This is a genomic window from Nocardiopsis sp. JB363, assembly GCF_900143625.1.
Taxonomy (GTDB): domain Bacteria; phylum Actinomycetota; class Actinomycetes; order Streptosporangiales; family Streptosporangiaceae; genus Nocardiopsis.
The window spans coordinates 20,123-34,001 of record NZ_FRFF01000001.1 but is presented as its reverse complement, the minus strand read 5'-3'; the positions used below and the strand labels follow the sequence as shown (position 1 = coordinate 34,001).

The window sequence follows — 13,879 nt, the reverse complement described above, 5'->3', positions numbered from 1 at the left end:
GGGACGTTCGTCTTGCGTACTCAGATCTCCGGCACCTCCAGGTCGATGTGGGCACGTGCGCTGAACGGGTCACCGGTGTGCCGGGCGGAGCTGTTGAGGTAGTTGGCGAAGGCGATCTCGGTGTGCGGGTGCTGGGGGCCGAAGCACTCGCGCAGGGCCTCCTGGGTGCGCACGTCCAACGCGACCGCCTCGGTGATCTCGCCCGCGGCCACCAGGGTGTTGGCCCGGTTGACGGCCGCGCCCAGGGTGAGGGGGTGCAGCGGCCCCACCTGGTCGTCCTCGGTCAGGCCCTCGTGCGCCAGCCGCGCCTGTTCGACGGCGTGGTCGACCTCGCCGGCCCGGCAGGCGTAGGCCGCCAGGTTGGACCGGGCCACGAGCGTGAACGGGTGCCGCTCACCGAAGGTCCGTTCGTACCCGTCCACGCAGGCCTCGGCCTGCCGCCGGGCCTGGGCGAAACGGTCGTCGGCGGCCAGGCACGCGGCCAGACAGGCGGCCAGTTCCAGACCCATCGCCAGACTGCGCGGGTGGTCCTCGCCGTACTCGTTCAGGTGCAGTTCCCTGGTCCGAACGATCCGACGCAGCGCCTGTTCGGGTTCGCCGACCAGGCGCTCGGTGACCGCGAGCTCCTTGCGGGCGTGCAGGGTGTGCGACGACAGTTCCCCGACGGTGCGGCGCAGCAGGTGGGCGGCCTGCTGGATCTGGCGTTGGGCGATCACGTACTCGCCCATCCGCCGGCGGTAGGTCGCTGCGGCCGAGGACAGGATCCAGGTGTGCGGGTGCCCCTGGGACAGCAGCTCGCGCGCGCTGCGGAACGCCTGGGCGGCGCTCTCCAGGGCCGGTCCGTACTCACCGGCCGCGGTCAGCGACAGCGCCAGGTTGTGCTTGGCCAGCAGGGTGTGCTGGTGGTCGGGCCCTCGGTCGTCGAGGTAGGCGTCGTAGGTCTTGCGGTCGTGGACCAGGGCCTCCTGGAACCGGCCGAGCGCGCGTAGGTCCGCACCCATCCCGCGTCGGGTCAGGAGGGTGAACGGGTGCGCCTCGCCCAGGACGTCCAACTGGAGGTCGAGGGTCCGGCTGTTCAGTCGGTCCGCCGCTCGGTGCTCGCCACGGGACCGGTGGACGTTGGCCAGTTGGGTGGCCAACCGGAGCCGGAGCTGGTCGCGTTCGCCGAAGGACTCGGTCCAGCCCTCCAGCAGCGGGGCGCCCAGGCGCAGCGCGACCGCGAATTCGCTGTGCCGGTAGTGGTAGCGCACCTGGTTGACGAGCCAGCGACGCACCTCGTCGTGGGCGCTCTGGTCGGCGCCGGAGGGGGCGATCTGCCAGCGCAGGTGTTCGTACCGGTGGTCGTGCCGGGTGTCGTCGGCCTCCTCGTCGTGCGGCGCGTAGGCGGCCAGGAGCAGACGCGCCGCCTCCCGGAACCGGGGGCGTTCGTCCTCGGGGATGCGGTCGCGGACCACCGCCTGTACGGCCGGGTGCACCGAGAAGGTCTTCAGGTGCCGGTCGTGGTTGAGCAACAGCACCCGGGTGAGCTGGTAATGGATGTGGTTGAAGTTGATCAGCCCGCTGCGGTACCGGGGGTCGGCGTCGCCGTACTCGGCGGCCGCGTGGGGCGAGCGCAGCAGGTCCTCGGGGATGCCGTCCGGGGCCAGGTGCGAGACCAACCGGATCAGGCACAGGCTCGCCGGGTGGTAGCCCTCGATCTCGTCCAGGGCCAGGGAGCCGCTCAGCCGTTCCTCGAACGACCCCTCGCCCTGGGTGACGGACGGTTCGCGTTCGTCGAGCAGCCGCACGTACTCGGCCACCGCCCGGCGCCCGTCGTCACGGCGCTGGGCGGAGTTCAGCCACTCCAGGGCCCGGTGCAACAGGGCGGGCAGGTGACCCAGGCGCCGGGAGAGGTCGAGCGCGGTGGCGGCGTCCAGCTCCGGGTACCGGTCGTCGAAGAGCTCCACGACCTCCTCCTCGGTGAAGGGACCGACCTGGAGGCAGCGTCGGTGCCCGTAGGTCTCCCAGTCCCGGTGATAGGAGGTGACGATGACGTGCCCGTTGTCATGGGGGATGAGCGCGTCCAGGTCACCGGGCGGCCCGGCGTTGTCGTAGACCAGCAGCCAACGGTGCACGGGTCGGCCCCGACGCAGCGTTTCCAACACGTCGTCCGGACCCTCCGACCGCCGGTCGGGGTCGTCGGGGACACGGCGATTCAGTTCGACCGCCAGGTCTGTCAGGGAGGCCTCGACCTTCTCCGACCGGTCGGCGGAGATCCACCGGATGAGGTCGTAGTCGCTACGGAACCTGCGGACGAACTCGCGCACGATCTCCGACTTGCCGCTGCCCTGCATGCCCACCAGCACCACCGGTGGTTTGTCCTCCATCCCCTGGCCGAGGAGGTCGCGGATCCGTTCCAGGTGCCCCTCACGGCCGCTGAAGTTCGGGTTGCCGCTGGGTGCGTTGTTGATCCGCTCGGGGTTGGGTTCGCCGGGGTAGCGCGGCCCGTGTTCGGGCCCCAGCGAACGGCGGCTGTCGAAGGCCGGGTCGAACCGGGCCAGGAGCGCGCGGCGGGCGTCCCGTTCCTCTCGGATACGCAGGTTGAGCCACTCGGCCTCGGGGAAGTCGTCGGGTGGGGCGCCCTCCCCGATGGTCACGCCGAGCACCCGGTGCGCGCCGTTGCCACCGTTGTCCGGCGCCCGTTCCAGGAGCCGGGCCAGGACGTTCAGCGCGGGGGAGCCGCGCAGGTGGGCGGAGACCAGCACCGTGACCACACTGTTGGCGGGCGAGTGCGGGGGCGGCGCGTCGGGGTCGGTCCTGGGTCGGACCACCCTGATGCCGACCCATTCCAGCTGGGCGCCGACCCAGTCGACCCATACCCGGTCGCGGGGGTCGGCCACCAGGACCACGGACGTGACCGTTCCGTGCCGGATCTGCTCGAAGACCAGCTGGACCTGTTCGGTCTGCTCCTGGGTCAGGTGCCGCCCACGGGGAATGTCGCCGTCGGTGAGCAGGGAGGTCAGGCGCTCATAGGAGTGGAACAGGGAATTGGGCATCCTGGTCCGTTCCAGGAAGGCCGCCAGGGTGCGACGTTCGGCGATGGTCGCCTTGTAGGGGATCTCGGCCCGTCCCCAGTACTGCCACGGGTCGTTCTCGGGCACCTCGACGTAGGGGGCGAATCGGGCGTAGGCGGAGTCCAGGTGGGCGGCCAGGTCGGGCAGGTCCTGGTCGACCCTGGTCAGCACCGGGTGGACGGGGACGTCGGGCGCCTCGGCCCGTAGGTCGGCGGCGATTCCGACGGCCTTGGTCACGGCGTTCTGGTTCAGGGTCAGGCACAGCACGACCTGGTCGGCCAGGAGCGTGGCGCACTGGCGTCCCAACAGGCCGTTGCCGGGGGCGGTGTCCACCAGGACGTAGTCGAAGCCGCTCTGGAGCAGGTGGGTGCGCAGCGCGCGCAGGAAGTGTCGGGCCGACGCACTGGTCGCGAAGCGCGCGTTGTGGATGTTCTGCAACAGGACCCGCTGTTCGGGGTCGCGCCCGCCGGGCCCCAGATATCCGATCTCCCCCTCGGGGACCCCGGGGATGACGGTCCACCGGCTCAGGCGGTCGACGCGGTGACGCAATTCGGTGCCGTGCCGGCACACCTGGGCCGGGTCGGTGCCTGGGACCTGGGTCTGAGCCATGATCTCGGTGATCATGTCGACGATCCCGTGTTGGGGTTCGCCGCGCAGGGTGAACAGCGGTGCGAAGTACTCCCGTAGTTCCGGGGCGCGCAGGTGGAAGTCCACGAGCAGGACGCTGCGACCGGTACTGGCGATGTTCCAGGCGATATTCGCCAGGGAGGTGGTGCAGCTGCTTTCGGACCGGGGCGAATGGAACACGAGGATTCTGCTGCTGGAGTTCGTGTCCCCGCTTTCTGTACTGGTCAACGTGGCTCCGGGATATCCCTTATCCGTTTTTTGTCGGGCATGCCAGGGTGTTCGGTCACTTTCCCCCGGGCTTTTCGGGCGGGGTAGGGGTGTTCCCCTTTTCACGCCCGGAGAATCCAGGGTGTATCGGAACGAGATCTGGGAGAAGGGAAAGAAGAAAGGGATGGGAATCATGATGCGCATGGGACGCTCGTTGTCCCTATTTGTCCGCCGGTAAAAAAGTGGAGAAAAGAAGGAGGCCCCCGGCGTCGTGCCGAGGACCTCACCCGTGTTCGCTCACTCCCGGAACGGGACGCGATACTCCGAGGCCCGGTCCTCGGCGAACTCCACCATCCGCTCCTGCCGTCGCTCCACCGCGGGCCGCTCCGGGTGCGCCACATGACGCAGCTCCCCGCGACGCCCGCGCCGGTTCGCCAGGGACATCGCGGCCGAACGTCGCATCCCCAACTCCTCACCTTCTTCGGCCAGCGCCCGCCGGACCCGGGAACGGTAGGTGTGCCGCACGACGAAGTAGACGATCACGGCCGCCAGGAACGCCAGCAGGGACTTGAGCAGGACTCCGACGAATCCTTCGATGATCGGCGAGTCGAAGAACCAGTGCACGCCGATCGCCGTCAGGAGCAGCAAGGCCGCCCGCAGGCCGTGACGGCGACCGGGCCGCCACCCCGACGCGACCATCAGACCGACCGCGGTGCCCGCCACCGCCGTCATGGCCCAGTGCGAGCCCAGCCCGGTGAGCACCACCCGCAGCAGGAACGTCTGGACCACCGCGGCGGTACCGTCGAGGCCGCCCTGCATGGCGATCACGTTCATCGAGTAGGTGAAGTCCTCCACCAGCTGGAAACCCAGACCCACCAGGGAACCGATCACGAAACCGTCCATGGGTCCGCGCACCACGCGCGGTGCGATGACGGCGATGAGGACGACCCCGATGACCTTGAGCAGCTCCTCGTTGAGCGGGGCGGTCAACGCCGCCCCCCAGGCGCCGCCGAACGACAACCCGCCGAGGGTGTTCCAGATCGCCGACAGGTTGTCGTTGGCGACCAGCGCGAGCCCCACGGCGGCGGTCATGCCCCAGACCAGGGCCAGGAACGAGAAGGTCGCCGAGGGCGAGCGCACCGGGCGGATCCGGCGCAGCACCCAGAAACCGACGACGCCGACCACGGTGAGCATCAGCGCCGACAGCACGGCCTCCCCGAAGAACACCAGGACCGAGCCGAGGAGACCGTTGGCCATGATCGCGAACCCGGCCAGGCACAACAGCCCGAACACGATCGCGGTCACCAGGCGCGGGAGGCGCTGAGGTCGAGACGGGCCCTCGTGCGGGGCGGGCAGCGGTTCGGTGCCCGCGGTGCCCTCGGGGCCCCGAACCGCGTCGCGGGGCGAGGGCACGCGCGCGCCCTTGTGGGACGTGATCTCGGGTTCGGGGCGTGCGTGGCTCATGACCCTCCTGTCGTTCGGTCGAACCTGATGGACTGGAGGAGTTTCTCGGCGTCGGCGAGATCGGCCCCGCTCTCTCCGCTGGTGGCCGTGGACTCCACGGCGAACCCTCCGTTGGGGGAGGGGAAGAGGGTCGCGGTGCCGATGCTCTCGTTGCTGTGCAGGGCCCCGGTCAGTCCTTCGGCGCCCGACTCGGAGGTGACCGGTCGGGGATCGGTGAGACTGGCGGAGGGGTCGCCCACCCGGACGACCTCGCGCATGCCCTCCCACAGTTCGGTCTCCGACGTCCTCTCGGGCGGGTCGACCACGCTGACCTGCACCCGCACCGGCCCCTTGCTGAGCCGGTACTGCTGTCCGGCGGTGCTGGAGCCCGGGTGGAGCTCCCATCCTTCATCGAAGGACAGCTTCGCCTCGTGCCCGGAACCGGTGGCGATCATCATGCTGTGCCCGGACGTCACGGGCGTGCTGTCGGGCAGGGCGGCGTTCACCGCCGTCCACCCACCGACCAGGACCGCGACCACGGCGGCGGCGATCCCCAAGGGGAACCATCCGCCGCGCGGTCCGCGCGGCCTGGCGTGCCGAAGCGTCTCGCTCTCCTCCACCATCGTGCCCCCTCGCTGCGCTGTGTGTACTCACCAGCGAAACATCAAGGACCGTGCGGGAAGAGGAGGAAAGCGGTTCTTGGCACACGTTTACGACGATTTCACCGAACTTCGGCCCGGGGGAGACCCTCGCGGTGACCACGGCGAAGATGGCCGGCGCGAGAATTCGTGTGAGCGACCCTGGGAACGCGCCGCACGTCCCCTTGGCATGGTGACGGGAACATGATGGGATGCCATCGCCCGAAAGCACCCCCGAACCCGAAGGCCACAGCGAGCCGATGTCGAAGAACACCGACGCCCTCACCAGGGACCGTTCCTCCCTAGGTCACCGAATTCGTTACGCACTGCGCAACCCCGCCAAGGTCGGGCCGTACGTGCGGCGTTCCATGCGCGACCTGCGCCTGCGCCTGACCCACCGTGACCATGTCTCCTACTACCGCGCCGTCATGGCCTCCGACGTGGCCCGCGACCCCAAGGCCGCCGTCGGCAGCCGCAACGAGGACCGGTGGCTCGCGCTGGGACGGATGCAGTTCGAGTACCTCCGCGGACACGGTCTGGAGCCCGGACACCGCATGCTCGACATCGGTTGTGGGAACCTGCGCGCCGGGTGGCGGTTCATCGGACACCTGGACCCGGGCGGTTACTACGGCATCGACATCTCCCCGGACATCCTCATGTCCGCGAAGAAGGTCCTGGCCGAGCGGGGTCTGCAGCACAAGCTCCCGCACCTGACCATCACCCAGGACCTCACCTTCGACTTCCTCCCCGAGAAGCACTTCGACGTCATCCACGCGCACAGCGTCTTCTCGCACTCGCCGCCGGAGGTCATCGAGCAGGCCCTGGCCCACGTGGAGCGGATCCTGGCGCCGGGGGGCTTCTTCGACTTCACCTTCGACCGCACCGAAGGTACCGAGCATCAGGTGCTGCGCGAGGACTTCTACTACCGCACCGAGACCCTCGTCGCCATGGCCGAGCGGCACGGGCTCCGGGCGCGGTTCATGGACGACTGGGAGAAGCTCCCACACGGACAGTCCAAGATCCGGGTGACCCGGCCCGACCTTCAGGAGTGAGCGGGGAGGACTTCACAGGGTCGTGGGCATCGGGCCGCCGTTCCATTCGACCGCGTCCTTCAGGGCCCGTTCCAGGTCCATCGTCTCGCCGGTCAGGTCGGCCTGGGCGCGGTGCAGGTTCATCACGATGCGCTCGGCGTCCGCCCATTCGGCGAACTCGCCCAGGTCGGCGGCGTGGGCGGCGTCCAGCGGGGTGCGGCCTTCGCGCACGGCGTCCCCGGCCGTGGCCAGCACGAACCGGTAGTAGCGCTCGTGCGCGGCCAGGACCCGGTCCAGGTCGGGGGCCGCGAACACCGGCCCGTGCCCGGGCACGACGTGTTCGGGGGAGAAGGAGCGCACCCACTCCAGTGAGCGCAGAGCCCCGTCGAGCGAGCCCATGAACACCAGCGGGGTCAGCCCGTGGAAGAGCAGGTCCCCGGTGAACAGCAGCCGCTCCTCCGGCAGCCAGGCCACCACGTCGCCGGGGGTGTGCGCGGTGTACCCGGGGTGGTGCAGGTCGACCCGGCGACCGCCCAGGTGCAGGGTGAGTTCCCGGTCCAGGGTCACCGAGGGGACCCTGCGGGTGACGTCGCCCCAGTCGGGGACGGGGTTCCACACGGGTGGGACGTTCTCGAACAGCGGGTCGTTCTCCAGGGCCTGGCGCATGTTGGTCTGCCCGATCAGCACGGTCGTGTCGGGCAGCACGCTGTTGCCGTAGGTGTGGTCGCCGTGCTGGTGGGTGTTGAGCGCCCAGGGCACGGGTGCGCCGTCGGTGGCGGTCGCCAGCGCGTCCAGGAAACGGCGGGTACGGGTGGCGGTGGCGCAGGTGTCGATCACCAGCGTGCCTTCGGTGCCGGTGACGGCGCCCGCGTTGTTCACCCACCAGGTGCCGTCGGGCTGCACCCAGGCGTACACCCCGGCGATGACCTCGTGCAGTGCCCCCGACTCCGGCCCGATGCCCGTCGCTTCGCCCATGTACGCCCCTTCGCTGATGCTCGTTCGTCGATGTGGCAGCGTAACGCGCGGTCATCGGCCGTAGGGGGTGATCACTCCAAGTGCACGGGGCGCGCACTGTTAGCGTGTCGTCGGCACAGTGGATATGACGGGCACCGAGGGAACAAATGGACAGTGCGAAGGGTCAGGACCGCCGGTGGCGCTCGGAGGACACCGTGGTCTGGGCGGGGGCGGGTGTGGTCCTCGGCGGCCTTTCGCTCGCGGGTGTCGTCTCCGAGCTCGACCACGAGGGTGACGGGTTCGTGCCGTTGTGGTTCGGTGTCTTCGTATCGGCGGCCTTGGCGGTGGGGCTCACGTTGTACCGCGCGTGGCGCTCCTCCTCCGAGCAGGTACCAGGAGAACGGCGTGGAGTCGCGGTCTTCCTGTTGTCGGCCCTGTCACTGCCTCTGCTCACCCTGTTCCCCTTCGACGGCTTCGCAGCGTTTTCCGACAGCTGGAGTCCGTCCGTGGCCGCGGCGCTCCAGTGGGCAAGCGCGATCGCGCTCGTTCCCTTTCTCGTGGCCTTCGCCGTGGTGGGGCGCCGCCCCCGAGGGCGTTCTCTATGGAAGGGCGGACTCTCGTTCGCGTCCGGTGTGCTGGCTCTGGCGATCATCTGCGGTTCCGTCGTGGTCCTGTCCCTGCGGGCACCGGTCGAACACACGGTCGCCGAGCCCGGGGAAGCGGATCGGGTGCCCTCGGAGGTGACCCGAGTGGGATGGAGTCGGTCCTTGCCCGAAGACATGGAGTGGCACGACGTCCTCGAAGGTTCCCGAGGGCCGGTGTTGGTCACAGGGGACGGACTGCTGGCGCTGGACGGTGCCACGGGCGAGGAACTGTGGTCCTATCGACGCGCGGACCGGCCCTTCACCAGGCTGAGGTCGGTCGCGGGTGGGGAGCACGTCCACATGCTGAAGACGACGCTCCCCGGAATGGATGAATGGGAACTGATGGTGTTCGACACCGCGACCGGTGAGATCGTCGATCGGGGTGTTCTCCCCGACCACGTCGAGGAACCGCGCGACCTCTTCGATCGGAACCGGGTGTTGAGCACCGCGGTGGCGGATATCCACCTGGACCAGGACCGGGGTTTCGGAAACCGGCCGATCGTCGTCCGGTCCACACTCGGCCAAGAGGATCTGTGGAGCTTGGAATCCCTTCAGGACGCGGGGGAGTCCTGTTCCGTCGACCATGACGCGTTGGACCGCGACGCGGTGGTGGGGGAAACGCTCGTCGTTTCCATGGTGTGCGCGCCCATGGTCGGCTCGTCCCATCCGGACCTCGGCTCCGATCCGGGGCGGGTCCACAGGATGGTGGCGGCCGACCTCGCCACCGGTGACGAGGTCTGGCGGTGGGAGAGGCACATCGAGGACGCCGATCACACGGATGCCCCACGAACGCGCAGGGTCGTGGATCGGTCGGGGCCCGAGGACCGGACGATGTTCGTGATCGGCGCCTCCGTGGTCATCGATGCCCGGACCGGGGAGGAGGTGGCGGACCTCGACCCGCCGGACGAACAGTCCATGGGACCCGCTCGGTCCGTGGTGGATATCGATGCCCACGGTTCGATCCGGATGGGGCCGACATCCACGGAGAAGTACGCCGCGTACGAAGTGCGGTGGTTCGACCCGTCCGGGGAATCCACCCACACGTACCGGATCGACGGGGCGCGGCGCTCATGGCACCTGCGGGACCACGAGTGGAATGCGGTGGCCCTCGACCACGGCACCCTCCTGACACCGTTCACGGGCGGGCCCGATGATGCCGGGTACTCGGTGCTCTCTCTGTCCGCAGGCGAGGAATCCGTCGACGCGGAGTGGATCGAAGTCCTCGAAAACGAACAGGGAGAGGGGCCGGACGCCGACCCCGAACACGAACTGTTTCCGATGCCGGGGGCGGTCCTGTCCCTGGCGACCGTGCACGGGACCCTCATCCTGTCCGGCCTGGTGCCCTGACCCGGCTCTCGACCTGGAGCGACCCTGGAATGTCGGTGGGCGGTGCTAGCTTTCCCGCATGGATACCCCCCGATACCTCACCGCCCTGCGCGAGCACGGCACCGCGCAAGGACGGTTCCTTCGTCCAAGGCGCATGGCCCAGGAGACCATGGTGCACGCCTGGGACGGGCTCGACGCGATCGGCCGCTCCGAGCCGCTGCCCGCCGATATGGCCGCCGACGGGGTGGACGAGTTCCTCACCTACTTCCTGGGGCTGCCCGCCGAACCGGTGGGTCCGGTCGGCACCGTGCTGTTGACCGGCACCGACGCGCTCAAGGTGGACGGGAACACGGAGGCCCTCCCGCTCCTGATCCACGCCGCCGAGACCGAGTGATCCTCAGGGTCACCGGTCGAGGAAGCCCGCGACCGCTTCGCTGAAGAAGGCCGGATCGTCCAACCAGGGGAAGTGCCCGCCACCCGGCTGCACCACCGTGCGTGCGTCGTCGAACAGCCGCGCCGCTTCCGTGGCCACCCGGGGCCGTGGCCCGCCGTCCAGTTCCCCGGCCAGGAGCAGGACCGGCACGCCCCAGGACGCCACCGCCGCGCGGCCCACCTCCGGATCGAAGGCCTCCGGTGGTGAGAACAGCGCGGCCGCGTGTTCGTTCGACTGCTCGACACCGGCGGCCGCGTGCGCCCGGGCCCGTTCGCTCCAGCGCCCGTAGAAGAACGGCATGACCGCGCCCCAGTCCTCTTCGGCGGTGGAGCCGTTCAACAGGTTGGCGTAACCCCGCATCCCCGCCTCGAACCAGGGTTCACCGGAACGCAGGACGGCGGCCTCTTGGAGGTGCTCACCGGTGAACTCGATCCCCAGGGCCCGCATCCGCGCGGTCACCAGCACCAGGGTGCGCACCCGGTCGGGGTGGGCGAGCGCGTACAGCAGCCCCAGGTCCCCGGCGGCGGAGTGGGCGAGCACGTCCACCCGCTCCAACCCCAGATGGACGCGGAGGGCCTCCACGTCGGCGACCTGTCGGTCACAGCGGTACCCGGCGTCCTCCTCGGGGGGTTGTGAGTCGCCGGTGCCCCGCAGGTCGAGGATGACGAGCCGGCGGTGGGCGGACAGGCCGCCCAGGTCACCGAGGTAGGCGGAGGCGCGCATGGGCCCACCGGGAAGGCACAGCACCGGTTCGCCATAGCCCTCCAGCCGGTAGGACAGGCGGGCACCGTCGGGAGCTTCGAATGTGGGCATGGTCGCCATCTTCACCGCCCGGACGCCCTCGGGCAAGGGATTCGCCTCATCCGGCCCGGCGAATGTTAGCGTCCCCGATATGCGAGACGAGCCCGCCGACCTCGACGAACGGCATCTCTTGGACGCCCTGAACGACTGGGGCGTGCGCGCCGTGGCGATCACGCACGTGCCCCTGGGGTTCGGCGACCACCACTGGAGCGCCACCGACGCCGTGGGCCGGCGCTGGTTCCTCACCCTGGCCGACCTGGAGCACAAGACCTTCCTCGGCCAGGACCCGCACGCGGTGCTGGACCGGCTGGAAGGGGCCATGGACACCGCGACGCGGTTGCACGACGACGCCGGGCTCGGGTTCGTGGTGGCGCCGCTGCGCTCGCTGTCCGGCGCCACCGTCCACACCCTCGGCGCACGCTACGCGCTGAGCGTCTTCCCGCACGTGGAAGGCGTGTCCGGGGAGTTCGGGCAGGTCCTGGAACCGGTCCGCCGCGACCGGGTCCTGGACACGCTCGCGGCGCTGCACCGGTGCCGGCCCCCGGAGACCGCACGGAGGCTCCCGATCGCCCTGGAGGGCGCCGAACACCTGGCCGCCCTGGCGCGGGACCCCCGCCGGCTCGGCGACCACGGCCCCCTCTCGGGCGCCGTCACCGAACTCCTCGACGAGTACGGTGCCGCCCTGCGCGCACGCCTGACCGAGTTCGAGGATCGGGCGGCCTCCGTCGACCTCGCCCGGGCCGTCACCACCCACGGTGAACCCCATCCGGGCAACCTGCTGTGGCACGAGGATCGGCCGCTGCTGGTGGACTGGGACACCGTCGGCGTCGCCGTGCCCGAGCGCGACCTGTGGCCGGTCACCGACGACCCCGACGCCCTGGCCCGCTACGCCGAGGCCTCCGGGCACGTTCCCGATCCCGACCTGCTCGACCTGTACCGGGTGCGCTGGGACCTGCGGGACGTGGTGGAGTTCGTGGACCTGTTCGGCTCCGAGCACCGGAGTACCCCCGACACCGAACAGGCCCATCGGGAACTGGCCGGCGTGCTCGCCCGCCTGGCCGATCGAGAGACCTCAGCGATCCGACCCGGCGGGCACGAACACCCGTAGCGCCGCCGGGCGCTTGTGGAACGACATCGTCGGTGAGCCCTGCATGACCTCCCCGTCCACCGCGATCAGCCTCGGCTGCGAGGGGATGGCCAGGGTCAACGATTCGACGAGACGTTCGCTGTAGCCCCGGCCCGACAGCGGCCGGCCCAGCAGCACGTCCATCAGCGCCCGCAGCCGTGGGAACGGGTACCGGGCGCACAACACCCGCACGTCCAGACGACCGTCGTCCAGGTGTTCGCGCATCCCCGGCACCCGGGCGTGCGTGCGGTACCGGCAGTTGCCCACGAACGCCCACCACACCTTGGCCGAACGCCCGTCCACCAGGGCCGGAGTGGGCCGCACCTCCCGCAGGTCCCGCCACAGCGCCCACGCGAACGCCGGCCACTTGCCGATCCGATGCGCCCACCGGTCCCGCCGCTCCACCATGTGCGGATAGGACCCGAACGAGGAGGTGTTGAGGAAGACGTGCCCGTCGACCTCGCCCACGTCCACCCGCGCCAGACGGCGGTCGGCGAAGGCGCGCAGCGCGATGTCCACCGAGGTCAGCCCCAACGTGCGGGCGAAGTTGTTCAGGGTGCCGTCCGGCAGCACCAACAGGGGACGGTCGTGTGCCAGGGCCGCGGTCGCACCGGCGTTCACCGTGCCGTCGCCGCCCGACACCGCGAGCACCTCGCAGTCGCGCGCGGCCTTTTCCATCACCTCCAGGATGTCGTCGTCGGCCGACATCGGCATGATCCGTGCCCGGGGCAGCTGCCGGGCCACCCGGGTGGTGGTGTCGGACATGGAGAAGGTGGGCAGGGCGCCATCGGCCGAGCGCGGATTGAGCACGACCGTCACCCCGGCGCCCTCCGGGTCCACGTCGGCCTCACCCGCCGGGACGGTGCTCGCGCCGTGCACGAGTTCGGGTCGGGGCGGGATGAACGCCCGTGCGACCATCGCGGAGGCCAACCCCACGGCCATCCCGCCGAGCACGTCGCCCGGGTAGTGGACGCCGCTGTGCACCCGCGAGAACCCGACCGTGCCGGCCAGGGCCGTCACCAACCCCGCCAGGGACTTGGGCGCGTCGGCGGCCACCCCGCCGGCGAATCCGAAGGCGGCGGCGGTGTGCCCGGACGGGAAGGAGGAGCTCAGGTAGGCCCGGTAGGGGAACCGCGCGGCGGGGACCGCCGAACTGTCCGGTCGGGGTCGCCGCGCCAGGTACTTGATCCCGGAGGCGGTGGCGTTGGCCAGGCCGGCAGCGACGATGGCCCGCAGCGCGGTGCGCCGCAGCCGGGGTCCGCCGGTGACCGCGAGGGTGGCCGAGACCATCATCCAGGGGGCCATGTGGTCGGTGGCCTGGACGAACTGCGGCGTGTACCCGTCCAACCGCGGGGTGCCCACCCGGGTCACCCTGTCGTAGACGCTCTTGTCGATGCGTTGTAGGCGACGCAGGATTCGCATGGGCCCAGCCTGGTGGGAACCGGGTGAGTTGTCCATAAACCGCGCTGCCGGACGAGAGTGGACCGAGTGTCCCTCCTCACGTCTCGGTGGGTGTCCCGTACGCGCCCCGGGACACCCACCGATGTGATTTAGGTTAGCCTACCCTTGTCCTGTTCGTGGCGTGTCCGGACCGTT

10 protein-coding genes are annotated in these 13,879 nt (G+C 70.2%); 4 read left to right on the top strand and 6 right to left on the bottom strand.

The features are described 5' to 3' along the window. Positions 1 to 20: 20 nt before the first annotated feature. The 3 genes from fxsT to BQ8420_RS00145 all read right to left on the bottom strand — a co-directional run bounded on the left by fxsT (position 21) and on the right by BQ8420_RS00145 (position 5,953). Complete coding sequence (gene fxsT / locus BQ8420_RS00155) at positions 21 to 3,908, bottom strand: FxSxx-COOH system tetratricopeptide repeat protein (protein ID WP_160049256.1); 3,888 nt, start codon at positions 3,906 to 3,908, stop codon at positions 21 to 23. A gap of 276 nt (positions 3,909 to 4,184) precedes the next feature. Continuing rightward, entirely contained in the window at positions 4,185 to 5,351 is a 1,167-nt protein-coding gene (locus BQ8420_RS00150) for a PrsW family intramembrane metalloprotease (protein WP_087095729.1), read from the bottom strand. Further along, complete coding sequence (locus BQ8420_RS00145) at positions 5,348 to 5,953, bottom strand: hypothetical protein (protein ID WP_087095728.1); 606 nt, start codon at positions 5,951 to 5,953, stop codon at positions 5,348 to 5,350. The genes BQ8420_RS00150 and BQ8420_RS00145 overlap by 4 nt, the downstream gene beginning before the upstream one ends. A gap of 275 nt (positions 5,954 to 6,228) precedes the next feature. On the opposite strand from BQ8420_RS00145, the gene BQ8420_RS00140 reads away from it, so the two are divergent. Beyond that, positions 6,229 to 7,020, top strand: coding sequence for a class I SAM-dependent methyltransferase (locus BQ8420_RS00140; RefSeq protein WP_087095755.1), 792 nt, complete (start codon positions 6,229 to 6,231; stop codon positions 7,018 to 7,020). Positions 7,021 to 7,032: 12 nt separating this feature from the next. Here BQ8420_RS00140 and BQ8420_RS00135 read toward each other — a convergent pair whose 3' ends face one another. After that, a complete protein-coding gene (locus tag BQ8420_RS00135; protein ID WP_087095727.1) occupies positions 7,033 to 7,974 on the bottom strand; it encodes an MBL fold metallo-hydrolase in 942 nt (313 codons plus the stop codon). Positions 7,975 to 8,120: 146 nt separating this feature from the next. On the opposite strand from BQ8420_RS00135, the gene BQ8420_RS00130 reads away from it, so the two are divergent. Together BQ8420_RS00130 and BQ8420_RS32135 are read left to right on the top strand one after the other, a co-directional pair. Beyond that, a complete protein-coding gene (locus tag BQ8420_RS00130; protein WP_087095726.1) occupies positions 8,121 to 9,944 on the top strand; it encodes a PQQ-binding-like beta-propeller repeat protein in 1,824 nt (607 codons plus the stop codon). A 58-nt stretch (positions 9,945 to 10,002) separates the two neighbouring features. After that, on the top strand, positions 10,003 to 10,317 hold the full coding sequence (locus BQ8420_RS32135; protein ID WP_200815726.1) for a hypothetical protein: 315 nt from the start codon (positions 10,003 to 10,005) through the stop codon (positions 10,315 to 10,317). 9 nt (positions 10,318 to 10,326) lie between these two features. Here BQ8420_RS32135 and BQ8420_RS00120 read toward each other — a convergent pair whose 3' ends face one another. Further along, positions 10,327 to 11,169 (bottom strand): alpha/beta fold hydrolase, encoded by an 843-nt coding sequence (locus BQ8420_RS00120; RefSeq protein ID WP_087095754.1) that lies wholly within the window; start codon positions 11,167 to 11,169, stop codon positions 10,327 to 10,329. A gap of 79 nt (positions 11,170 to 11,248) precedes the next feature. Between BQ8420_RS00120 and BQ8420_RS00115 the strand changes: the two genes are divergently transcribed. Next, on the top strand, positions 11,249 to 12,265 hold the full coding sequence (locus BQ8420_RS00115) for a phosphotransferase (protein ID WP_087095725.1): 1,017 nt from the start codon (positions 11,249 to 11,251) through the stop codon (positions 12,263 to 12,265). Here the strand turns inward: BQ8420_RS00115 and BQ8420_RS00110 are convergent. Further along, positions 12,230 to 13,705: a bifunctional phosphatase PAP2/diacylglycerol kinase family protein gene (locus tag BQ8420_RS00110; protein ID WP_087095724.1), complete on the bottom strand. Its 1,476-nt coding sequence runs from the start codon at positions 13,703 to 13,705 to the stop codon at positions 12,230 to 12,232. The genes BQ8420_RS00115 and BQ8420_RS00110 overlap by 36 nt on opposite strands. Positions 13,706 to 13,879: the final 174 nt, after the last annotated feature.

What these genes read in the sequence shown, in the direction of transcription:
- BQ8420_RS00110 (WP_087095724.1), bottom strand. Translation starts at nt 13,705, where the DNA reads ATGCGAATCCTGCGTCGCCTACAACGCATCGACAAGAGCGTCTACGAC.
- BQ8420_RS00120 (WP_087095754.1), bottom strand. Translation starts at nt 11,169, where the DNA reads ATGCCCACATTCGAAGCTCCCGACGGTGCCCGCCTGTCCTACCGGCTG.
- BQ8420_RS00145 (WP_087095728.1), bottom strand. Translation starts at nt 5,953, where the DNA reads ATGGTGGAGGAGAGCGAGACGCTTCGGCACGCCAGGCCGCGCGGACCG.
- BQ8420_RS00135 (WP_087095727.1), bottom strand. Translation starts at nt 7,974, where the DNA reads ATGGGCGAAGCGACGGGCATCGGGCCGGAGTCGGGGGCACTGCACGAG.
- BQ8420_RS00115 (WP_087095725.1), top strand. Translation starts at nt 11,249, where the DNA reads ATGCGAGACGAGCCCGCCGACCTCGACGAACGGCATCTCTTGGACGCC.
- BQ8420_RS00130 (WP_087095726.1), top strand. Translation starts at nt 8,121, where the DNA reads ATGGACAGTGCGAAGGGTCAGGACCGCCGGTGGCGCTCGGAGGACACC.
- BQ8420_RS32135 (WP_200815726.1), top strand. Translation starts at nt 10,003, where the DNA reads ATGGATACCCCCCGATACCTCACCGCCCTGCGCGAGCACGGCACCGCG.
- BQ8420_RS00140 (WP_087095755.1), top strand. Translation starts at nt 6,229, where the DNA reads ATGTCGAAGAACACCGACGCCCTCACCAGGGACCGTTCCTCCCTAGGT.
- BQ8420_RS00150 (WP_087095729.1), bottom strand. Translation starts at nt 5,351, where the DNA reads ATGAGCCACGCACGCCCCGAACCCGAGATCACGTCCCACAAGGGCGCG.